This is a genomic window from Micromonospora sp. C51 (assembly GCF_018070435.1).
In the GTDB taxonomy this organism is placed as follows: domain Bacteria; phylum Actinomycetota; class Actinomycetes; order Mycobacteriales; family Micromonosporaceae; genus Micromonospora; species Micromonospora sediminimaris.
Genome location: NZ_JAGPXQ010000023.1, coordinates 32,801 through 54,565, shown reverse-complemented (window position 1 = coordinate 54,565; position 21,765 = coordinate 32,801). Strand labels below are relative to the sequence as shown.

Sequence of the window (21,765 nt, the reverse complement as noted above, 5' to 3'; positions counted from 1 at the left end):
CCCGCTGGCCGGGCCTGCCCCGGGCGATGCGCGAAATTTGCCGCGCGATACGTCGACCGGGACCGGTCAGCGGTGCGACTGCCGGAACCGGCGCACCATCAGCGCCGCCCCGGTGAGCAGCGCGACGAAGATGGCCGAGCCGATCCAGAGCCGCTCCGAGCCGGCGTCGTCCGGCGAGCCGGCGGCCCGCGCCCGCCACTGGGTCTCCTGCCCGGATCCGGTCAGCCCGAGTTGCTCGGCGTCGGGATCGCCCGTCGTCGCGGAGCCGGGCGCAGGACCGAAGCCGGTCACCCCGGGCGGGTCGTTGTCGTCCAACGGGTTTCGGTCCGTCGGCGGCACCTCTGCGGTAAGCGCCGCGACCGGATCGATCAGCCCGTACCCGAACCGCTCGTCCCGCCCGGTGGGCCCGATGTCCCTGGCGGTGGCCAGCAGCCGGTTCACCACGTCACCGGCGGACATCTGCGGGTAACGCGACCGCACCAGGGCAGCGGTGGCGGCGACCAGCGGTGCCGCGAAGCTGGTGCCCTGCACCCGCCAGTAACCACCCGGCGGACGTGCGCCCACCAGTCCGCTGGCGGGGGCGGTCAGCACCGTGGCGCGACCGGTGATCGCCCCGCTCCACAGGTTGTCGCTGCTGCGCTCCAGGCCGGAGACCGCGATGACGCCAGGTTCGCGGGCCGGATACCACACCTTGGCCTCGGGCGAGGTGGCGAGATTGCCGGTGCAGGCGACCACCACCACGTCCCGGGCGAAGGCGTAGTCGATCGCCGCGGCCAGCGCCGCGCTGTCGCCGTTACCGCCGAGCGACAGGTTGATCACCTTCGCGCCGTTGTCGACCGCCCATCGCACCCCCTTGGCCACGATCAGCGCGTCGTCGTAGCGGTTCTCCGCATCCAGGACCCGCACGGGCAGGATCCGGGCGTCCGGCGCGAGCCCCACCACACCACGGCGGTCGTCGTTGCGACCCGCGATCAGACCGGCCACTGTGGTGCCGTGCCCGACCGGATCCGCCTGGGTCGCTCCGTTCTGCGCGACCAGGTCGAGCCCGGGCAGCACCTGACCGGTCAGGTCCGGGTGGGAACCGTCCACCCCGGAGTCGATCACGGCCACGACCACACCGCGCCCGGTCGAGGTACGCCACGCCGTCCGCGCGTTCAACTTGTCGAGTTGCCACTGCTCGTCACGGACCTGATCAGCGCGTCGCGCGGCGTCGGGGTTGTGGGCAGCCGGCGTGCCGAGCGCGGGAGCCTGGACGGGCACGGCGGCGGCGGGCATGACCGCGACGGCAGCCGTCAGCGCGGTGGCGGCCGCTCCGAGCAGCACGCGGTTGGCGAACCGGCCGGCCCTCGCCGGGCCGGTGTGCCGCAGCCTGGTCACATCCTCAGCCATTCGTCGCGGGACACATGACGATCGGAGATTACCGGTTTCGACCCGCCTACAGGGACGTTCCGTGGAGTCGACGTCACTGTGGCGGCAGGTGGGCCAGTTGGACCAGGCGTACGCCCTCGCGCCGGGTGAACAGCCGACCGCGCCCGGGCGGCAGCGGACCAGGACGGACCGGACCGACCAGGGCACCCTCCTCCGGGCTGCCCGACAGCACCAGGCCCGCGGTGGACAGTTCCCGTAGCCGCTGCACCAACGGCTCGTACTGGGCACGGGCGGCACCGCCGGAGCGGCGCGCCAGCACCAGGTGCAGCCCGACGTCGCGGGCGTGCGGCAGGTGCTCCTCCAGCGCCCGCAGCGGGTTCGCGGGCCCGCTGGACACCAGGTCGTAGTCGTCGACCAGCACGAACAGTTCCGGCCCGGACCACCACGACCGTTCCCGCAGCTGCGTCGGGCTGACCTGCGGGCCCGGTGCGCGGCCGGCCAGGTAACCGGCGGCCGACTCGACCAGGTCGGCGGCGTGTGCCGCCGCGGTGCCGTAGCCGATCAGGTGCTCCGTGGAGATGACGCCGAGCAGGCTGCGCCGATAGTCCACCAGGATCACCCGTGCCTGTTCCGGCGTGAACCGGGCGACGATCGAGGTGGCCAGGGCGCGCAGGAACGACGACTTGCCGCTCTCGGCATCCCCGTAGACCACGAGGTGTGGCTCGGTGGCGAAGTCGAGGACCACCGGACGTAGGTCCGCCTCGGCGACGCCCACCGGAATCCGCAGCCCCGTCGTGGCGTCGAGGTCGAGGTCGGCGTACGGCAGCACGGCCGGGAGCAGCCGGACCGGGGGTGCGACCGGGCCGGACCACGCGTCGTTGACCCGCTTCACCAGCCCGGCGGTGTCCGTTCCGACCGGCTGGGGCAGCGCGGTGAGGAAATGCAGGCTCTCCGAGGTGATGCCACGCCCCGGGGTCTGCTCCGGCACGTGCGCCGCCGCCCGTCGAGCGACAAGCGAGTCGGACGGATCACCGAGGCGTAGCTCCAGCCGGGAGCCGAAAAGGTCCCGGATGGCCGGTCGGAAATCCAGCCAACGCACCGCGGTGGCGACCACGTGGACGCCGTAGGAGAGTCCCCGGGTCGCCAGGTCGGTGATCAGCGGTTCCAGATCTTCGTACTCGGTCCGCAGGGTCGTCCACCCGTCCACGACGAGGAACACATCGCCGTACGCGTCGGAATCGCCGGGGTCGGTGCCGGTGTCGCCGCTGGCGCGCCGCTGCCGCCAAACGGCCACCGACTCCACGCCCAGTTCGGCGAAGCGGCGCTCCCGATCGGCGAGCAGGGTGGACATCTCGCCGACGGTGCGGCGCACGCCGGTGGGATCGGCCCGACCGGTGACCCCACCGACATGCGGCAGGTCACGCACCGAGGCCAGCCCACCGCCACCGAAGTCGAGGCAGTAGACCTGAGCCTCGGCCGGCGTGTGGGTGAGGGCCAGCGCACAGATCAGCGTACGCAGCGCGGTGGACTTGCCGCTCTGCGTACCGCCGACCACCGCGACATGGCCGGCAGCCCCGTCCAACGCCAACCACAGCAGGTCGCGGCGCTGCTCGAAGGGCCGGTCGACGACGGCCACCGGCACCTGGAGGGTGCCGTGCAGTTCGGGATTGCCGAAGGTCAGCCCCCGGACCGCGTCGACCGTGAGCGGACCGACCAACTCGTCCAGGGCCGGAGCGACATCCAGCGGCGGCAGCCACACCCGGTGGGCCGGTGCGCCCTGCCCGGCCAGCCGGTCGACGAGCAGACGCAGCACGGTCTCCGTGGCGTCCGCCTCGTCTTTCACAGCCGGTGGGGCGGGCGGCTGCGGAACCGGTGTGACGTGGGTGGAGAAGGCGAGCAGCCGGGGACGTTCGGGTCCGGCCGCGTCGGTCGCCAGGGCGAGCCGACGTACCGGGCCGGAGACGTACGCGGTCTTGAAACGCAGCAGCGGCTCGGTGCCGAAGCGCAGGAAACCGTGCCCCGGCGCCGGGGGCAACTCGTGCGCGTCAGGCACCCCGAGCACGGTGCGGGACTCCAGCGAGGAGAAGGTCCGCAGACCGATCCGGTACGACAGGTGGGTGTCCAGCCCGCGCAGTCGTCCCTCCTCCAACCGCTGGCTCGCCAGCAGCAGGTGTACCCCGAGGGAGCGGCCCAGCCGACCGATCTGGACGAACAGGTCGATGAAGTCGGGCTTGGCCGACAGCAGTTCGGAGAACTCGTCACAGATCAGCAGCAGCGACGGCAGCGGGGGCAGCGAATTGCCGGCCGCCCGGGCCCGCTCGTAGTCGCGCAGGCTGGCGAAGTTGCCGGCGCGGCGCAGCAACTCCTGCCGGCGGACCAGCTCCCCGTTGATCGCATCGACCATCCGGTCGACCAGCGGTAACGCGTCGGCCAGATTGGTGATCACAGCGGCGGTGTGCGGCAACCGGTCGAAGGGCGCGAAGGTGGCCCCGCCCTTGAAGTCGACGAGCACGAAGTTGAGCTGCTCGGCGGAGTGGGTGGCGGCCAGGCCGAGCACCAACGTACGGAGCAGCTCGGACTTGCCGGAGCCGGTGGCTCCGATCAGCAGCCCGTGCGGGCCCATGCCGCCCTGCGCCGACTCCTTCAGGTCCAACTCGACCGCGCCGCCGTCCACGCCGACGCCGACCGGCACCCGCAGCCGGTCCCGCGGGGACCTCGGAACCCACCCCTGCTCGACGGTGAAGCCCTCCGGCTCGCCGATGCCGAGCAGCTCGGGTAGACCCGGCTCGACGCCGAGTGCGGCGTCGGCACCTGGGGTGGCAGCCAGCCGCAGTGGCGCCAGCCGACGGGCCACCGCCTCGGCCTCGGCGACCTCCAGCGCGTCGGCGGAGCCGACCTCGGCCGGCCCGTCCGAGGAGCGGGAGTGCAGCCGGCCGTCCCGCAGCTCCAGCAGCAGGGAGAACCGGTCGAGCAGGCGCGGAGGCGGGGTGTCCAGGTCGATCAGGGTGACCGCGTCGATCCCGCCGTCCCCGACCAGTTCGGTGGCGTCGGTGCGGTCGCCGCCGTCGAACACGACCACCAGGTGTGGCCCGTCCGTGGCCGGTCCGACCGGGCTGAACCTCGACCGGCTGGCCAACACCCGGTCGAGCAGTCTTTCCAACTCCACCGCGGAACTGGCCACCAGCCGTACCGGACCGAGCGCGTCGGTGCGGGTGGGGTGCTGGGCGTGGGGCAACCACTTGACCCACTCCCAACGGTCGCGTCGTTCCGGCCCGGCACAGATGGCGACCAGCAGCTCGTCCGGGGCATGGAAGACCGCGAGCTGGACGAGCATGGCCCGGGTCAGCGCCTGCGCGGCCGGCGACCCGGTGGGTCCGGCCGGAGCGGCCCGGACGAAGACCCGGGCGAAGCTGCGCAGCGAGAGAGCCACCGGCAGGTCGGGCACCACCGAGTACGCGTCCAGGAAGCGCCGCAGCGCGCCCGCCGTCATCGGCTCCAGTTCCTCCAGCGGGCGGGTGACCGGCGGCACCAGCGGTGTGGCCAGGGTCTGCGGCCCGACGGCGACCCGAATCACCGCGAAGTCCGGGTCCGTGGGCCGTCGCTCCCAGACCCGGTGGCTGTGCACCGTCGACCAGAGCAGCGACGGATCGGGGTACCGGTAGCAGAGGCCGGCGCGTTGTCGCTCCGCGGTCTGCCGAACCTGCCGGCGCAGGATGGCCAGGTGCCGCAGGTAATCCCGGCGGGCGGCCATCATCTCGGACTTCTTCGGGTTGCCGGAGGCGCTGCCCCAGGAGGTCGCCAGCATCGCCAGGGAGGAGAGGCCGAACATGCCGCCGACCACGTACGCGTACGCCCCGCCGCCCCGGCCGAACATCATCGCCATCGCGACCGTACCGCCGAGCATCGGCAGCAGCATCAGCAACTGGTGCCAGCGGGTGTCGGTGGCGGCCGGAATCTCCGGGGGCGCCTGCACCGGTAGGTCACCGACGGGTATCTCGGGCGCCGGGCGTCGCGCCGGCCGCCGGATGACGACAGTGGACACTCGACCTCCCGACTGCGCACGGTGACCCGAGCCTGGCTCATGGTAGGTAAAGTCCTGTCGTCCGCGCAGCAGCAGGCCGGCTCGGGATGGAGGTGAGTCGATGACCATCGGGCTTGCCCGGCTCACCGTCAGCACGCCCCGACGGCGGGTCGACGTGGCGCTACCGGATCAGGTACCGCTCGCCGAGTTGCTGCCCGAGGTGCTGCGCCACGCTGGCGACGGGCTCGCCGACGAGGGGGAGCAGCACGGCGGTTGGCTGCTCCGGCGAGCCGACGGCACCGTGCTGACCGGCGGGCAGGCGCTGCTCGCTCAGGGGGTCCGCGACGGCGAGGTGCTGCACCTGGTGCCGGCTCGCACCGAGTGGCCGGAGTTCGAGTACGACGACGTGGTGGAGGCCATCGCCGACGCCGCCCGCCGACGCGGTGGGGCCTGGTCACCCGCCGCCACCCGGGCGGTGGCCCTGGTCGGTGCCGGTGTTGCGCTCGCCGTCGGCCTGCTCGCCCTGGCCGCCGGTGGGCCCGGCGACCCCGCCGGCTGGCCGGCCGCGACCGTGGTGGCGGGTCTGCTGGTGCTGGCCGGCACCGTGCTGTCCCGCGCGCAGGGCGACGGGCCGGCCGGCGCTGTGCTGGGCGGACACGCGCTGCCCTACGCGGCACTGGCCGGTGCCCTCGCCGTCAGCTCGGGCGACCCGGTCGGGCCGATCGGCGCGCTGCGCTGGGTGGGCGCACCGGAGTTGCTCGCCGGGTCGGTGACGCTGCTGCTGGCTTCGGTGCTGGGGCTGTTCGGAGTGGCCACCGGGCTACGGATCTTCGTGGCCGGCACGGTGGTGGGCGCGGGTGCTGGATCAGCCGCTCTCGGCGACCTGCTGCTCGGCCCGGCCGGCTCGGCCGCCGTCCTGCTCGGCGTGCTCACCTTCGCCGTCGGGGCCGTCCCGCTGCTGGCCATCCGGTTGGGCAAGGTGCCATTGCCGCCGACGACCCTGCCCACCGATGCGTCGGATGATCCGGACCAGGCTCGTGACCTGCCGGACCGTGGCCGGGTGCGCGCAGCAGTGGCCCGTACCGAGGAAATGCTCACCGGCCTGCTGATCGGTCAGGCCGTGCTGGCCGTCGGCGCGGCCGTGATCCTCGTGAGCACCGGTGGCACCGCCGGTCGGCTGCTGGTCGGGGTGACCGCGACGGTGCTGCTGCTGCGGGCCCGGCTCTTCAGGACGATCCGGCACCGAATCGCGCCGATGCTCGCCGGCCTGGCCGGGTACGCGGTCCTCGGCGGGGCGCTGGCCGGGGCCGCCGACGCGGCGGTCCGGCTGATCCTGGTCAGCGGCGGGCTGCTGGGCGCGTTGCTGGTGGTGGCGGGCGGCACGACGTACGCCCGCCGGCCGGTCTCCCCGTACCTCGGACGGGTCGCTGACCTGGCCGACACCCTGCTGGTGGTCTCGGTGGTGCCGGTCGCCTGCGCGGTTCTCGGCCTCTACGAGCGGGCCCGGGGACTGCTCGGCTGAGCGATCCCCGGACCGGTCGGACGCTCAGTGGGTGGACTCGCCGCGCTCCTCGGCCTCCCTGGCGCGCCGGTACGAAGCCTGGATCTCGGCCTCGGCCTCGGTGCGCCCCACCCAGGTCGCGCCCTCGACCGACTTGCCCGGCTCAAGATCCTTGTACACCTCGAAGAAGTGCTGGATCTCCAGCCGGTCGAACTCGCCGAGGTGGTGGATGTCGCGCAGGTGTTCCTGCCGCGGGTCCTCGTAGGGGACGCAGAGGACCTTGTCGTCGCCACCCTTCTCGTCCGTCATCCGGAACATGCCGATCGTGCGGCACCGGATCAGGCAGCCGGGGAAGGTCGGCTCGGGCACCAGCACCAGGGCGTCCAGCGGGTCGCCGTCCTCACCCAGGGTGCCCTCGATGAAGCCGTAGTCGGCCGGGTACTGCGTGGAGGTGAAGAGGGTGCGGTCCAGCCGGATGCGCCCGGTCACGTGGTCCACCTCGTACTTGTTGCGGTGCCCCTTGGGGATCTCAACCGTGACGTCGAAATCCATCTGCACGCTCCCTCGTTGGCCCACGCTGGCTTGACGGAACCGGCGGCGGAGCCGGGCGGGCGATTGCCAACCCGCCGACTCCGGCCGCCGCATAGTCTTCGGACCGAAGTAGTGTCACCCAGGCCGGTTCCTGGTGGGGGAGGAGGGGGTCGTGGGGAGGGAAGATTCACACTACCGTCCCGGCGGTGCCGCCGAGGGCGGTCCGAACCAACCGCCGGTCAAGCCGGCCGCGGGGCGGGTACCCGTGCCGGACGCGCAGGTCCTCCGGCCACAATCTCCGACGCCGCCCGTCACACCGACGTCCGTGAACCGGTCCGAGGCGCATCCGCCCGCGGGCGCGCAACCGCCGACGACACCGCCCCGGGGGACGGTGTCCGGACGGGCCGCCGCGCCCGGTGCTGCCGCCCCCACGAGCCCCACCGCCCCGACGAGCCCGGCCGCCGGTCCCGGTGCCGCCGTCCCCACGAACCCCGCCGGGCCGCCGACCGGATCGGCAACCGTGCCGGTGCGCCCGGTGCCGGTCGTGCCGGCGGCCGGCATGCCGGGTGATCCGCCCGCCGGTGCGGTGCCGCCCCCGGGCGGGCCGGCGCCGCGGCGGCGGCTGCCGCTGGTGCTCGCTGCCGTGCTGGTGCTCGTGCTGGTCGCGGTGGGTCTGGTCGTGGTCCGGCCCGGGCCGGTGGGTCGCTGGTTGGGCGACGCACCCGCGACGCCGGCGGCAACCGGGGCGGTGGAGTCCGCGCCGGTCCCGGTGCTGGCGGCTGCCGACGTCGGCGCGCCGCCGCCCAGCACGGACGGGCTCCGGACCACCCTCGAACCGCTGATCGACGACACCGCGCTGGGCGGCCGGGTCAACGTGGCGGTGGCCGACGCGCTGACCGGGGAGATGCTCTTCGATCGCGGTGGCGGGGAAGGAACCGTGCCGGCCTCGGTGACCAAGCTGGTGACCGCCGTGACGGTGTTGACCGCCCGAGGCCCCGGCCATCGGATCCCGACCCGGGCGGTGGCTGGTGCGCAACCCGGCGAGGTGGTTCTGGTCGGTGGCGGGGATCCGACGCTGGCAGCCGGCCCGAAGGGCTTCTACCCGGGCGCGGCCAACCTCACCGACCTCGCCGATCAGGTCCGGAAGGCGCTGGGCGGGGTCGTACCCAAAAGAGTCGTCGTCGACTCCTCGCGCTACTCCGGCCCGGTGTACGAACCCGGCTGGGACGACGACATTCCCACCGGCGGCTACGGCGGGGCGATCACCGCACTGATGCTCGACGGAGCACGCACGAATCCGAAGGCCGGCCCGGGCTGGGCCGAACGCGTTGCCGAACCGGACCTGGTCGCCGGCCGTGCCTTCGCCAAACTGCTCGGGGCACCGGTCGACACGGTGCGCAAGGGCACCGCCCCGCCAGCGCCGGCCGGGACCGCGACCGAACCGGTCGGTGGCGGTGGACCCGGAGCCGAACTCGGCGTGGTGCACTCGCCGCCGCTGATCCGGCTGGTCGACATCATGATCAGCGATAGCGACAACATCGTCGCCGAGGCGCTGGCCCGCCAGGTCGCCCTGGCCCGCGACCGGCCGGCCTCCTTCGCCGGTGCCGCGGCGGCGATGGCCGAGGTGGTCTCCGAGCTGGCCCTGCCGGTGGCTGGGCTCGACCTGGCGGACGGCAGCGGACTGTCCCGGGACAACCTGATCAGCCCGGCCCTGCTGACCGAACTGCTGGCGCTCGCGGCCAGCCCGGACCGGCCCGAGCTTGCCGGCATCTTCGGCGGCCTGCCGGTCGCGGGCTGGTCCGGCACGCTGCGCGATCGGTACGGCGCGACACCCGGCACCGCCGCCGGTGCCGGTGTGGTCCGGGCCAAGACCGGCACCCTGACCCGGGTGCACGCCATCGCGGGAGTGGTCACCACCGCCGAGGGGCGCCTGCTCACCTTCGCGGTGCTCACCGACGATGTCCCGCCGGACGGGATGGAGCCGGCCCGCGCCGCGCTGGACAGGATCGCCGCCGCCCTGGCCGGCTGCGGCTGCCGCTGAGAACGACGGGCACCGGACCAGCCGGCCGGGTGGGGTGTCGCGGCGCGGGTACGGTGGGTTGCATGGCGCAGTTCGTGGACTGGGATCTGGCTACCGCGACGGCGGGGGCCCTGGGCAAGTCGGGCCCCCGGGTGACGTACGCCGAGGCCACCGAGGTGGTTTCCGAGCTGCGCCGGTTGACCGAAGAGGCAGCCGGGCACGTCGCCGACTACACCGGGCTGACCTCGCAGGTCACCCATCCGCCGGTGCGGGTGGTCGATCGGCGGGACTGGGCGGCGACCAACATCGCCGGGCTCCGCGAGGTGATCACCCCGCTGGTCGGCCGACTCACTCAGGACAAGCAGCCCGGTGCGCTCACCGAGGCGATCGGCTCCCGGGTGACCGGGGTGCAGGCCGGCACCGTGCTGGCCTACCTTTCCGGCCGGGTCCTCGGGCAGTACGAGGTCTTCTCCGCCAACCCGGGGCAACTGCTGCTGGTCGCGCCGAACATCGTCGAGGTGGAGCGCAAGCTGGGCGCGGATGCACGCGACTTCCGGCTCTGGGTCTGCCTGCACGAGGTGACCCACCGGACGCAGTTCACCTCGGTGCCCTGGATGCGGGCCTACTTCCTCGGTGAGGTGCAGGCGTTCGTCGATGCCGCCCAGGGCGGCGAGCACCTGCTGGAGCGGCTGCGTCGGGGGGTGAGCACCCTCGCTGACGCCGTCCGCGACCCGCAGAGCCGGTCCAGCGTGCTGGACATCGTGCAGACGCCCGGGCAGCGGGCCGTGCTGGACCGACTGACCGCCCTGATGACCCTGCTGGAGGGGCACGCCGAGTTCGTGATGGACGGCGTCGGACCGCAGGTTATCCCGAGTGTGGAGCGGATCCGGTCCGCCTTCAACCGGCGGCGCGAGGCCGGCAACCCGGTGGAGAAGGCGATCCGGCGGCTGATCGGCATCGACGTCAAGATGCGGCAGTACGCCGAGGGCCGCAAGTTCGTGCACGCCGTGGTGGACCGGGTCGGCATGGCCGGCTTCAACCGGGTCTTCGAGTCGCCGCTCACCCTGCCCCGACTGTCCGAGCTGAGCGAACCGGACGCCTGGGTGGCGCGGGTGCACGGACCGGTCGGTCCGGTACCGACCGCCGGCTGAGCGCGTCGTCGCACCGATGGCCCCGCTCGCACCGCCGGTGGCCGCGATCCGGATCGCGGTCCGTCGTGCCCTGGCCGACCTGCCGACGGACGGTCCGGTGCTGGTCGCCTGCTCGGGCGGTGCCGACTCGCTGGCCCTGGCCGCGGCCACCGCGTTCGTGGCGCCCCGGGCGGGCCGCGCCGCCGGGCTGGTCACCGTGGATCACGGGTTGCAGGCCGGGTCGCGGCACCGGGCCGAGGCTGTGGCGCGCTGGGCGACCGAGGTCGGCCTGGCGCCGGTGGAGGTGGTCCGGGTCGAGGTTGCCGGTCGGCCCGGTGGCCCGGAGGCGGCGGCCCGGGACGCCCGCTACCAGGCGTTGGCCGAGATCGCCAGTGGGTACCACGCTTCGGCACTGCTCACCGGCCACACCCGGGACGACCAGGCGGAGACGGTCCTGCTCGCGCTGGCCCGGGGTGCCGGCCCGCGCGGACTCGCCGGCATGCCGGCCCGCCGGGACCTGGCCGGCACCCCACTCGTACGACCGCTGTTGGAGATCGGGCGGGCGGAGACCCGTGCCGCCTGCGTGGCCCTCGGGCTGGTGCCGTGGGACGACCCGCACAACAGCGACCCGGCCTACGCCCGTTCCCGGGTCCGGGCCGACGTGCTGCCCGTGCTGATCCGAGCGCTCGGACCGGGCGTGCTGGACAACCTCGCCCGTACCGCCGCGCTCGTGGCGGCCGACAACGCGGTCCTCGACGAGCTCGCCGTTGTGGCGCTGAGCCGGGCCCGGCATCCCGCCGGTGGCCTGGCCACCCGGATCCTGACCGAGCTGGCGCCCGCCGTGCGCGGTCGGGTGCTGCGTAGCTGGGCCCACGAGTTGGGTGCCCCGCCGGCCGCACTGTCACATCGCCACGTCGCCGCGCTCGACGCGTTGGTCACGGCGTGGCGCGGCCAGCGAGCCAGCTACCTGCCGGGCGGGCTGCGGGTGCTCCGCCGCGACGATCGGCTGGTGTCGGAGTCATCACCGGCTTCGCCGGCCGGCTCAGCACCGGTGTCCGAGACGGTGGGGTCAGCGCCCGACGATGCGATGGTCGAAGGGTGACCCATCCCCGGCAACCGCTGTACGCGCCGCGTGGCGCCGTGGCCACCAGCCATCCGTTGGCCGTGGCCGCCGGCCTGGCCGTGCTGCGTCGTGGTGGCAACGCCGTGGACGCCGCGCTGGCCACCGCCAGCACGCTCACCGTCGTGCAACCACCCTCCAACGACATCGGCGGTGACCTTTTCGCCATCGTCTGGGACGGCCGACGGCTGCACGGCTTGAACGCCTCCGGCCGGTCGCCTGCCGGGCTGACCCGGGACCTGGTACTCGCGGCGACCGGCGGTCGAGGCGTGGAACCCGTCGACGCGTTGGGCGGCGCACAGGCGGCCGGCCCGGCGATGCCGGCCCGGGGCTGGTTGCCGGTGACCGTACCGGGCGCGCCGGCAGGTTGGCGCGACCTGCACGAGCGGTTCGGATCGCTGCCCTTCGCGGACCTCTTCGCCGACGCCATCGGTTACGCGGAGCAGGGACACCCCGTCTCCACCACGACAGCGGCGGCCTGGTCCCGCGCGGTCGCCGGGCACGCCGGCCTGACCGGTCCCGAGTACGCGGAGTTCGGGCGGGTGTTCGCAGCGGACGGGCGGGCTCCCCGGGCGGGCGAGCGGTGGCGCAATCCCGACGCGGCCCGGACGCTTCGACTGATCGCCGACAGCCGGGCGGGGGAGTTCTACCGGGGGCGGATCGCGGCGGCCCTGACCGACCATGCCGCCCGTACCGGTGGGCTGCTCACCGCGGCGGACCTGGAGGCCCACGCCAGCGTCTGGGTCGACCCGGTGCCGGTGCGTTACCGGGATCACGAGGTCTGGGAACTGCCGCCGAACGGGCAAGGGCTGGCCGCTCTGATCGCGCTGGGCATCCTGGACGGATTCGACCCGGCCGACGGGTCGCGGTGGCTGCACCGGCAGATCGAGGCGGTCAAGCTCGGCTTCGCCGACGCGCATGCCCATGTCGCCGATCCCGACCTTGCTCCGGTCCCATCCGGGCTGCTCACTCCGGAACATCTGGCGCGGTGCCGCGCGACGGTCTCCGACGCGGCGGCCGACCCGGTGACCGGCGCGCCGGAGCGTGGTGGGACGGTGTACCTCTGCACGGCCGACGAGAGCGGCATGATGGTCAGCCTGATCCAGTCCACCTACCTGGCCTTCGGCTCGCACGTGGTGCTGCCCGGGTACGGGTTCGCGCTGCAGAATCGTGGGCTCGGTTTCCGGCTCGACGTGGGCCATCCCAACGTGGTCGGCCCGGCGAAGCGGCCGTACCACACGATCATCCCCGGTTTCCTGACCAGGCAGGGGGCGCCGGTGGGGCCGTTCGGGGTGATGGGTGGGCACATGCAGCCCCAGGGCCACGTTCAGCTGGTCTCGGGGACCGTGGACGCGGGCCTCGACCCGCAGGCGGCGCTGGACAAGCCTCGCTGGTACTGGCACGCGGGTCGTTCGCTGCTGGTCGAGGAGCAGTTGATCGCCGGGCCCGGCGGTGCCGCGCGGCTGGCCGACCTGCGGGACCGGGGGCACCAGGTGACCGTCGCGTCCGACTCCACCGTCTTCGGCTACGGGCAGGCGATCTGGAGACACGCCGACGGGGGATACGTCGTCGGTTCCGAGCCCCGGGTAGACGGCGGTGCCGGCGGCTTCTGACCTACGCGACCGGCCGGTGACCGGTCAGCCGGTCGGAGCACGATCGCGGAACGTGGTGCGGTACGCCTGTGGCGTGGCGCCCACCCGGCGGGTGAAGTGGTGCCGCAGGGCGGCGGCGTCACCGAAGCCGGCCCGCTCGGCCACCCCCTCCACGGTGAGCGTGGTGTCCTCCAACAGCCGGCGGGCCAGCAGGACGCGTTGGTTGGTCAGCCAGTCGTGCGGGGTGGTGCCCGTCTCGGCACGGAACCGGCGAGCGAACGTCCGTGGCGCCATCCCGGCCCGCGCGGCCAACTCGTCGACGCTGGTCTGCCGGTCCAGATGGCCCATCAGCCACTCCAGTACCGGTTCCAGGGTGGGCGCCTCCGGCGCCTTCGGGATCGGCGCCTCGATGTACTGGGCCTGCCCGCCGTCGCGATGCGGGGGTACCACCATCCGTCGGGCGAGTCGGGTGGCGGTGGCCGAGCCGTGCGCCTGGCGTACCAGGTGCAGGCAGGCGTCGATGCCGGCGGCGGTGCCCGCGCTGGTGAGCAGGCGACCGTCCTGCACGTACAGCGAGTTGCAGCGCACCCGGGCGCTCGGGTGACGGCGCTGCAACTCGTCGACGTGCCGCCAGTGCGTGGTGCACTCCCGGCCGTCGAGCAGGCCCGCCTCGCCCAGCAGGTACGCGCCGGCACACACGCTGAACAGGTACGCGCCCCGGTCGGCGGCGCGGCGCAGCGCCTCGTGGACCTCGGCCGGTGCGGTGGTGGTCGGGTCGTGGGCGGGAACGGCCACCAGGTCCGCCTGTTCCAGCGGATCCAGGTCGGCGTTCGGCACCAGGTGAAAGCCGGCGGAGGTGCGGACCGGGGCCTGCCCGGGGCCACACACGTCGAAGCGGTAGCCGGGCAGTCCGTCGGCGGTGCGGTCGGTGCCGAACACCTCGGCGAGCACGCCGAGTTCGAATGGGGCGACGCCGTCCAGGACGAGTACGGCCACGGAACGAAGCATGTGACGAGGGTAACCGTAGGAGTGGCAGAAAATCGAGCAGGAGTGGCATTTCTGCCACTGTCCGAGGATCGGCGACGTACGCAGACTGGTAGATGTCCGGTGCGCACCGGCGGCGACACGACAACCGCAGACGCCAGAAAGCGAGCGCCGCCATGGGTTTCCTGTTCTTCCTGCTGTTCTTCCTGACCCTCGCCCTGCTGTCCGCCCTGGGGCTGACCGCCGACAGCCGTGACTCCGCGGACTGGAAGCCCTCCGACGGGGGCCGCAGGTGGCAGTCACACCACTGCTGAGGCGAATGTTCCCTTCATCCGAAAAATCACCGGGCGGGGCGGCCTCGAAACGGGCGGCCCCGCCGACGGTGAACCCGGGGCGTACGGCAGGCTATGGTCATGGCTGACGGCTCCTGGTACGACGCCGACATCGACCACGTGATCATTTCCGAGGCGCAGATCCGCGAGAAGACCGCGGAGCTGGCCAAGCAGGTCTCCGCGGACTACTCCCACGTCACCGACGGGCTGTTGCTCGTCTGCGTACTCAAGGGCGCGGTCATGTTCATGGCCGACTTCGCCCGGGCGCTGGGCCGGCACGGCCCTCCGGCCGAGCTGGACTTCATGGCCATCTCCTCGTACGGGCAGGGCACCACCTCCTCCGGCGTGGTGCGGATCCTCAAGGACCTCGACCGGGACATCGCCGGTCGGCACGTCGTCGTCGTGGAGGACATCGTCGACTCCGGGCTGACCCTGTCCTGGCTGCTGCGCTATCTGGAGTCCCGGTCGGCGGCGAGCGTCGAGGTGGTCGCGCTGTTCCGCAAGCCGGACGCGGTGAAGGTGACGGTCCCGGTCCGGTACGTGGGCTTCGACATTCCGACCGAGTTCGTCGTCGGGTACGGCCTCGACTTCGGTGAGCGCTACCGAGAGCTGCCGTACGTGGGGGTGCTCAAGCCGGAGGTCTACGCCCGCTCCTGACCGTGCGGCGGCGTCGCGTCGCGGTGCCGCCGGACCGTCAGCCCTCGTCGCGGACCGTCGACGACCCCGGCCGCCACGCCGCCGGGCCCGACTGTCGTCGCGGGCGCGTCCGCCCGACATTCAGCCGACTTTCAGCTGATCGGACTACCTTTGACCACGGTGACCCGGGGATCCGACTCCGGGTCACGCCGGCTGACATCCGGTTCGCCGTGCGCGTAAGTGCTGGGCTCGCCAGCTCATATCGGTCTCGCACGGTGTACCGTCGAATGACCGTGGCGCGGCAATCGCGTCCCGGGGTCGAGGCCGGCCCGCACGGCGGCTCCGGCAGCCGCCCAGGCGGCGACACCCACAGTCGGTCAGGACGTCGATCAGGAGGATGCGGGCGTCTCGGCGCTCGACAACAGCATGGAACGTACGCGTTTCTTCCGCCGACCGGTGTTCTGGGTCATCCTGGTCATCCTCGGCGCCGTCGTGCTCAGTCAGTTGTTCACCGGTGGACCCAGTTACCACCGGGTGGACACGTCCGTCGCGCTCGACCAGCTCAACAAGGGCGGCATCGAGAAGGTCGTCTTCCAGGACAAGGAACAGACGATCCAGCTCGAGCTGGCCGAGGAGACCGAGTTCGGCGATACCACCACCAAGCTGATCGAGGCCCAATTCCCCTACGAGGTCGGCGACGAGGTCTGGAACCAGGTCCTCGACGCCAAGGCCAACAACCGGGTCACCGGGCCGGCCGACACCGAGGTGTCGTCCGACAGCATCTGGGTCAGCCTGCTGGTCAACCTGCTTCCCATCGTGCTGCTCGTGCTCCTGCTGCTGTTCTTCATGTCGCAGATGCAGGGCGGCGGCTCCCGAGTGCTCAACTTCGGCAAGTCCAAGGCGAAGATGATCACCAAGGACACGCCGAAGACGACGTTCGCCGACGTGGCGGGCTCCGAGGAGGCCGTCGAGGAGCTGCACGAGATCAAGGACTTCCTGCAGAACCCGGCGAAGTACCAGGCGCTCGGTGCGAAGATCCCGAAGGGCGTGCTGCTCTTCGGCCCGCCCGGCACCGGTAAGACGCTGCTCGCCCGAGCGGTGGCCGGCGAGGCCGGGGTGCCGTTCTACTCGATCTCCGGTTCCGACTTCGTCGAGATGTTCGTCGGTGTCGGTGCCAGCCGGGTCCGTGACCTGTTCGAGCAGGCCAAGGCGAACGCGCCCGCGATCGTCTTCGTCGACGAGATCGACGCCGTCGGCCGGCACCGTGGCGCCGGCATGGGCGGTGGCCACGACGAGCGCGAGCAGACCCTGAACCAGCTGCTCGTCGAGATGGACGGCTTCGACGTCAAGGGCGGCGTCATCCTGATCGCCGCCACCAACCGACCGGACATCCTCGACCCGGCGCTGCTGCGTCCGGGCCGGTTCGACCGGCAGATCCCGGTCGACGCTCCCGACATGGAGGGCCGCAAGGCCATCCTGCGGGTGCACGCCAAGGGCAAGCCGTTCACGCCCGACGTCGACCTCGACTCGGTGGCCAAGCGGACGCCGGGCTTCAGCGGTGCCGACCTCGCCAACGTGATCAACGAAGCGGCCCTGCTGACTGCCCGGAAGGATCAGCGGGCCATCTCCAACGACTCGCTCGAGGAGTCGATCGACCGCGTGATCGCCGGCCCGCAGCGGCGGACCCGGGTGATGAGTGACCAGGAAAAGAAGATCACCGCGTACCACGAGGGTGGGCACGCACTGGTCGCCTGGGCGCTGCCGCACGCCGCACCGGTGCACAAGGTGACGATCCTGTCCCGGGGCCGCTCCCTGGGCCACACCCTGGTGCTGCCCACGGAGGACAAGTACACCCAGACCCGGGCCGAGATGATCGACACCCTGGCGTACGCGCTGGGCGGCCGGGCCGCCGAGGAACTCGTCTTCCACGAGCCCACCACCGGTGCCGGCAACGACATCGAGAAGGCCACCCAGCTGGCCCGCGCGATGATCACCCAGTACGGGATGAGTTCCAAGCTCGGTGCGATCAAGTACGGCACCAGCGGCGACGAGCCGTTCCTCGGCCGCAACATGGGCCACGAGCGGGACTACTCCGACGCGGTCGCCGCCGAGATCGACGGCGAGATGCGGGCACTCATCGAACTGGCCCACGACGAGGCCTGGGAGATCCTGGTCGAGTACCGGGACGTGTTGGACAACATCGTGCTCGAGTTGATGGAGAAGGAAACCCTCTCCACCGCCGACATGGCCCGGATCTGCGCCCGGGTGGTGAAGCGGCCGCCGATGGCCCCGTACAACGGCTTCGGTAAGCGGCAGCCCTCCACCGAGCCGCCCGTACTCACCCCGGCGGAGAAGGACGCGCTGAAGGTGCAGGCGGAGGCCGACGGCGCTGAGGCGACCGTCGGGGGCGGCAGCTCCAACAACTCCTCGGACGGTTCGCACTGAGCACCGACGACCCGGCGGCCAGTTCCCCGCAGCGGGGACTGGCCGCCTCCGCCACCGAACCCGACACCGATCGCCTCGACTACATCGCCGCGCGGCTGATCAACGGCCGGCTCACCGGTCGTCCCGTCGAGGACACCATGGACCTCGGCCGGATCGAGAAGGCCGTCCGCGAGATCCTCATCGCGGTCGGCGAGGATCCCGACCGCGACGGCCTCCAGCAGACCCCGGCCCGGGTCGCCCGGGCGTACGCGGAACTCTTCGCCGGCCTGCGCGTCGACCCGGCCACGGTGCTCACCACCACCTTCGAGGCCAACCACGAGGAACTGGTGCTGGTCCGGGACATCGACGTGATGAGCCTCTGCGAGCATCACCTGCTGCCGTTCCGGGGCAGTGCCCACATCGGCTACATCCCCGGGCCCGACGGCCGGATCACCGGGCTGTCCAAGCTGGCCCGGCTGGTCGAGGTCTTCGCCCGGCGTCCCCAGGTGCAGGAGCGGCTCACCTCGCAGATCGCGGACCTGCTGATGACGCGGCTGGAACCGCGCGGCGTGGTCGTCGTGCTCGAGTGCGAACACATGTGCATGGCGATGCGTGGCATCCAGAAATCCGGCGCCAAGACGATCACGTCTGCGGTGCGGGGCACCCTGCAGCACGACGCCAAGTCCCGGGCCGAGGCGATGGCGCTGATCATCCCTCGCTGACCGGCGGTCGGTTGTTCAGGACGACAGCATCGCCAGCAGGATTCCCGCATTGACCGCCACGGCCGGGACCAAACAGACCAGCGCGCCGAACCGGGGCGTGCGATCCACCCGCTCCCCCGGACCGGGCGGGAAGCAACGGCCCACCGCGAACCACCCCAGGCCGAACGCGACCGCCGGTGCCGGCAGCCCCACCAGCAACGCCAAACCGGTCACCGCACCGGTGCCGGCCAGCGCATACACCACCGCCAGAAGCACCGGAACGAGCAACCCCAGCGGCCCGTACACCAGGAGGTTGCGGGCGCGGGACGGCCAGTGCGCGACCTGGGACAGGCCACGGGCGGCGAGCGTGTCATCCGCGCCGACAGCCCACCGTCGGGCATCCCGCAACGCCGTCAGCGCCGCCGCCGGGCCGCCGCTCATCGACCGGGTCGCCTCCGCCAGCTCTGGCGGTGTCGGCACCAGCGAGATCGGGGGTACGCCCAGCTCACGTAGCCGGCTCTCCTGGGGTGCCAGCCGGGTGCGTACCGCAGCGAGCTCCTCCCGGGCGGCCTGAACCGCGCGGGCCTGCTCGCCCGCGGCGGTCGCCGCGCCACGGCGTACCCCGTCGAGCTGCCGGGCTGCGGCGAGATAGTCGGACCAGGCGGCCCGCACCGGATCCCCCGGTGCGCCGGCCGACCGCTGCCGAACCGGCCCGGGGGCGGTGACCGGCGACTGATCGAGAGTCATCTGGATTCCCCCTGCACGCTGCCAGGCACGTCGTACGGAACCAGCACCACGCCGCGCTCTGCCGGCCCGTCCCAGAGCACCACCCGGTCGGGTCGAGGGCGCCACTCCACCGCGCGGCCGAAGACCGGAGTGAGCTGAGCCCCCGGCACACCCGCCACCGCCACGGCGGTCAGCTTGTCCACGGTCTCGTCCGGTTCCATCAGCGTCGCGAACGACGGCACCGTACGCCACCAGCCGAGCAGGTGCTGCCCGGCCGGTGGTCCGTCGCGCAGCAGGGCCCGCAGTCTGGCCGCCGGCAGTTGCTCGGGCGGTGCCACATCCAGTCCGAAGACAACCAGGTACGCCGGCTCACCGGCGTCCGCCACGGCGACCAGCCCGGCGAGGTCCACCCGGTCAACCTGGTGGCGTTCGGCCAACTCCGCGACCAGAGCGTCGGCCAAGTGCCCAGCCTCGGCGTCCGGTACGGCGACCACGAACCGCGCCGTACCCGCCGGATGGTGAGCCGCCGTGCTGTGCGCGGCTGTCGTCAACAGGCGACACGCGGCAGGCCGCGGACCGAGAACCGCGAGGTTGCGCCCCGCCGCCGGTCCGAACGGCACCGCCGCGGTGCTGCGCGCGACATCCACCGCCCGGCCGAGCAAGGCGGCCGGGGCCGTCGACTGCCCCGCGACAGCTGCCCGATAGCGCGGGTCGTTGCCCAGCACCGGCCGCGCGTACCCGGCGAAGACGACGGGTGCCGTCGCGTTCGGCGGCCGGGCCGCCCAGAGGCGGTGGCGCAGCCCAACCACCGTCTCCGGCTCGTCCGCCGGGTCGGGGAACCGGACCATCCGCTCATGACCTCGGATCGCCCCGCGGGGACCGCCGAGACCGCCAGCGGTGTTGACCACCGCGCTGCCCACCGGCAGGCCGGCTGCGGCGTCGTTGGTGGGCGCCAGCACCGCCCCGCCGCCCGGCAGCGCCACCCGCACCGGGAACTGGCCCAGCAGGGAGTCCCGCTGCCCACCGTCCGATCGGGTGCCCAGGCCCAGGTCACCCTCGCCAGCCAGCACCAGATGAACCCCGTACGCCCGCCCGGTCCGGGCGAGCGCGTCCAACCGTGCGGCCACCTCGGCGGACAGACGGTCCCGTTCGGCGAAGAGCAACGGCAGATTTTCCACCACGCAGACCACCCGGGGGAGCGGGCGATGCTTCCGCAACTCGGCGAAGCGCTGCCCACCCGCGCGGGCGGATGCCTCCGCACGTCGGTGCACCTCGGCGGTCAACTGGTCCAACAGATCCAGTACGTACTCCCGGTCGGCGGCCATCGCGGCCGCCCGGACCTGTGGGACCCAGGTTCGGTCCCGCTCCGTCTGCAGGAACTCCGCAAAGGACTCGCCGTCACCGAGGTCCACCAGGTACAGCGACAGCTCGTCCGGGCCGTACCGCGCGACGAGCCCCAACAGCGCCGTGGTCAGGAAGGTGGACCGGCAGCCCCGCGACCGGCCGCTGACCAGCCAGTGCGGGGTCAGCTCGGTGAAGCCGAGGGAAACCGGTCGACCACCCGCGTCGCCAACGGTGCTGCTGAGCCCGTCCGCCCCGGCCGCCTGCCACAGATCCTCGGTGGACGGCAGCAGGTGCGACAGGGAGAGCCGGCTGCCGGCCTCGATCTGGGCCGCGATCCGGCGGCACACGGCATCGACCAACTCGGCCGGCGGATCCGGGTCGACGAATACCGGAGAGTTCAGCCCTCCGTCGGTGCCGCCACCGGCGAACGCCGCGCCCGGCGGATCACCGAGCAACGCGTAGGCCGTCCGCATCGCCAGCGGCGTAGCCCTGGGCAGTGCGGCCCGGGCCGCTGGCCACCCCGCCACGACCAGGTGCAGTCCGGCCTCCGGCCCCTGCTCGGCGAGCGCCTCGATCCGCGCGAGATCGCCTGGCCGGTACGGTTCGGGCAGCGCGGCCAGCACCAGCAGCAGCGCGCGGTCATGCCGACGAGGACCGGCGGCGTCCGGCGCCACCCACCGCTCCGCCTCCGCCAGCACGGCCTGTAGACCGTCGGCGTCCGTGGCCGGTGGGGCAAGCACCCCGGCGTCACCGAGCGCCGCGAACGGCGCCAGCGCGACACCCGTGGCGTCCACCGCCCGTACCAGCAGCGCCCCGGCTGGTGTCGCCGCCAGCATCCGCAGCAGTACGGCCCGCAGCAGCCCGGCGACCCGTGCCTCGTGCGCGTCGGCGTCCACCACGAGGTGGCCGCTGCCGAACATCGGCACCAGAGCCGGGAAACGGGCGTCGTCCAGCGGGGCGGCGGTGCCCACCCGGACGAACGGCGGCGGTCCCTCCCCGGCGGGATGCGCCGGCTCGACCACATCCAGCGTGGACCCGGCCCAACCAGGGGCGAGGACAGTGGCCACCTCGCGCAGCCGCTCGGCCAGCGCGTACTGGCGGCGCTGGTCGGCCGGGACGGGACGGGTCTCGTCGAGAACGTTCGTCGCCGCCGTGACCGTCGCGGCGGCCCGGCGGTGCAGCGCGGCGGCGCGGAGCGTCCGTGCCTTCGGACCGCCCACCGTGTCCACCCCCTCCGCCCGAGGTCGGCACCCACTCGCCGGGCAGCAACGACGGTATCCCAGTGATGACTCCACCTGCGGGAAGCGCGTCGGCGCTGCGTCGGTGTTGTCATGG

The 21,765-nt window shown here is 72.9% G+C and carries 14 protein-coding genes and 1 pseudogene; 9 read left to right on the top strand and 6 right to left on the bottom strand.

Going from position 1 to position 21,765, the window contains the following annotated elements; all coding sequences use genetic code 11:
- Positions 1-66: 66 nt before the first annotated feature.
- Complete coding sequence (gene mycP / locus KBX50_RS21345) at positions 67-1,389, bottom strand: type VII secretion-associated serine protease mycosin (protein WP_210939171.1); 1,323 nt, start codon at positions 1,387-1,389, stop codon at positions 67-69.
- Between the two features lie 73 nt (positions 1,390-1,462).
- Entirely contained in the window at positions 1,463-5,410 is a 3,948-nt protein-coding gene (gene eccCa / locus KBX50_RS21340; RefSeq protein ID WP_210939169.1) for a type VII secretion protein EccCa, read from the bottom strand.
- A gap of 100 nt (positions 5,411-5,510) precedes the next feature.
- Here eccCa and eccD point away from each other — a divergent pair, with 100 nt between their 5' ends.
- Positions 5,511-6,911 carry a type VII secretion integral membrane protein EccD gene (gene eccD / locus KBX50_RS21335; protein ID WP_210939167.1) on the top strand — a complete coding sequence of 467 codons (1,401 nt, stop codon included), beginning with the start codon at positions 5,511-5,513 and terminating at the stop codon, positions 6,909-6,911.
- Positions 6,912-6,935: 24 nt separating this feature from the next.
- On the opposite strand, the gene KBX50_RS21330 is transcribed toward eccD, so the two are convergent.
- Positions 6,936-7,442 (bottom strand): inorganic diphosphatase, encoded by a 507-nt coding sequence (locus KBX50_RS21330; protein ID WP_093409905.1) that lies wholly within the window; start codon positions 7,440-7,442, stop codon positions 6,936-6,938.
- 538 nt (positions 7,443-7,980) lie between these two features.
- Here KBX50_RS21330 and dacB point away from each other — a divergent pair.
- From dacB to KBX50_RS21310, 4 genes and pseudogenes are all read left to right on the top strand, one after another.
- On the top strand, positions 7,981-9,462 hold the full coding sequence (gene dacB / locus KBX50_RS21325; protein WP_210939237.1) for a D-alanyl-D-alanine carboxypeptidase/D-alanyl-D-alanine-endopeptidase: 1,482 nt from the start codon (positions 7,981-7,983) through the stop codon (positions 9,460-9,462).
- Between the two features lie 62 nt (positions 9,463-9,524).
- Positions 9,525-10,592: a zinc-dependent metalloprotease gene (locus tag KBX50_RS21320; RefSeq protein WP_210939165.1), complete on the top strand. Its 1,068-nt coding sequence runs from the start codon at positions 9,525-9,527 to the stop codon at positions 10,590-10,592.
- A gap of 16 nt (positions 10,593-10,608) precedes the next feature.
- Positions 10,609-11,601 (top strand): annotated as a pseudogene (gene tilS / locus KBX50_RS21315) (tRNA lysidine(34) synthetase TilS); the annotation flags it as partial.
- Positions 11,602-11,669: 68 nt separating this feature from the next.
- Entirely contained in the window at positions 11,670-13,304 is a 1,635-nt protein-coding gene (locus tag KBX50_RS21310; protein ID WP_210939161.1) for a gamma-glutamyltransferase family protein, read from the top strand.
- Positions 13,305-13,328: 24 nt separating this feature from the next.
- Here KBX50_RS21310 and KBX50_RS21305 read toward each other — a convergent pair whose 3' ends face one another.
- Entirely contained in the window at positions 13,329-14,291 is a 963-nt protein-coding gene (locus KBX50_RS21305; RefSeq protein WP_210939159.1) for a GlxA family transcriptional regulator, read from the bottom strand.
- A 92-nt stretch (positions 14,292-14,383) separates the two neighbouring features.
- Between KBX50_RS21305 and KBX50_RS21300 the strand changes: the two genes are divergently transcribed.
- From KBX50_RS21300 to folE, 4 genes are all read left to right on the top strand, one after another.
- Entirely contained in the window at positions 14,384-14,581 is a 198-nt protein-coding gene (locus KBX50_RS21300; RefSeq protein WP_210939242.1) for a hypothetical protein, read from the top strand.
- Positions 14,582-14,680: 99 nt separating this feature from the next.
- Positions 14,681-15,256, top strand: coding sequence for a hypoxanthine phosphoribosyltransferase (gene hpt / locus KBX50_RS21295; protein ID WP_093410109.1), 576 nt, complete (start codon positions 14,681-14,683; stop codon positions 15,254-15,256).
- A gap of 405 nt (positions 15,257-15,661) precedes the next feature.
- On the top strand, positions 15,662-17,680 hold the full coding sequence (ftsH, locus tag KBX50_RS21290; RefSeq protein WP_210939157.1) for an ATP-dependent zinc metalloprotease FtsH: 2,019 nt from the start codon (positions 15,662-15,664) through the stop codon (positions 17,678-17,680).
- Positions 17,681-17,718: 38 nt separating this feature from the next.
- On the top strand, positions 17,719-18,381 hold the full coding sequence (folE, locus tag KBX50_RS21285; RefSeq protein ID WP_210939236.1) for a GTP cyclohydrolase I FolE: 663 nt from the start codon (positions 17,719-17,721) through the stop codon (positions 18,379-18,381).
- Positions 18,382-18,396: 15 nt separating this feature from the next.
- Here the strand turns inward: folE and KBX50_RS21280 are convergent, their stop codons facing one another.
- Positions 18,397-19,107 carry a hypothetical protein gene (locus KBX50_RS21280; protein ID WP_210939155.1) on the bottom strand — a complete coding sequence of 237 codons (711 nt, stop codon included), beginning with the start codon at positions 19,105-19,107 and terminating at the stop codon, positions 18,397-18,399.
- Positions 19,104-21,659 (bottom strand): FtsK/SpoIIIE domain-containing protein, encoded by a 2,556-nt coding sequence (locus tag KBX50_RS21275; protein ID WP_210939153.1) that lies wholly within the window; start codon positions 21,657-21,659, stop codon positions 19,104-19,106. The genes KBX50_RS21280 and KBX50_RS21275 overlap by 4 nt, the downstream gene beginning before the upstream one ends.
- Between the last annotated feature and the right edge of the window lie 106 nt (positions 21,660-21,765).

Bases quoted from the DNA above. Each gene is read 5' to 3' on its own strand.
- mycP (WP_210939171.1), bottom strand. From the start codon at position 1,389: ATGGCTGAGGATGTGACCAGGCTGCGGCACACCGGCCCGGCGAGGGCC.
- eccD (WP_210939167.1), top strand. From the start codon at position 5,511: ATGACCATCGGGCTTGCCCGGCTCACCGTCAGCACGCCCCGACGGCGG.
- KBX50_RS21330 (WP_093409905.1), bottom strand. From the start codon at position 7,442: ATGGATTTCGACGTCACGGTTGAGATCCCCAAGGGGCACCGCAACAAG.
- dacB (WP_210939237.1), top strand. From the start codon at position 7,981: ATGCCGGGTGATCCGCCCGCCGGTGCGGTGCCGCCCCCGGGCGGGCCG.
- KBX50_RS21320 (WP_210939165.1), top strand. From the start codon at position 9,525: ATGGCGCAGTTCGTGGACTGGGATCTGGCTACCGCGACGGCGGGGGCC.
- KBX50_RS21305 (WP_210939159.1), bottom strand. From the start codon at position 14,291: ATGCTTCGTTCCGTGGCCGTACTCGTCCTGGACGGCGTCGCCCCATTC.
- KBX50_RS21300 (WP_210939242.1), top strand. From the start codon at position 14,384: ATGTCCGGTGCGCACCGGCGGCGACACGACAACCGCAGACGCCAGAAA.
- hpt (WP_093410109.1), top strand. From the start codon at position 14,681: ATGGCTGACGGCTCCTGGTACGACGCCGACATCGACCACGTGATCATT.
- ftsH (WP_210939157.1), top strand. From the start codon at position 15,662: ATGGAACGTACGCGTTTCTTCCGCCGACCGGTGTTCTGGGTCATCCTG.
- KBX50_RS21280 (WP_210939155.1), bottom strand. From the start codon at position 19,107: ATGACTCTCGATCAGTCGCCGGTCACCGCCCCCGGGCCGGTTCGGCAG.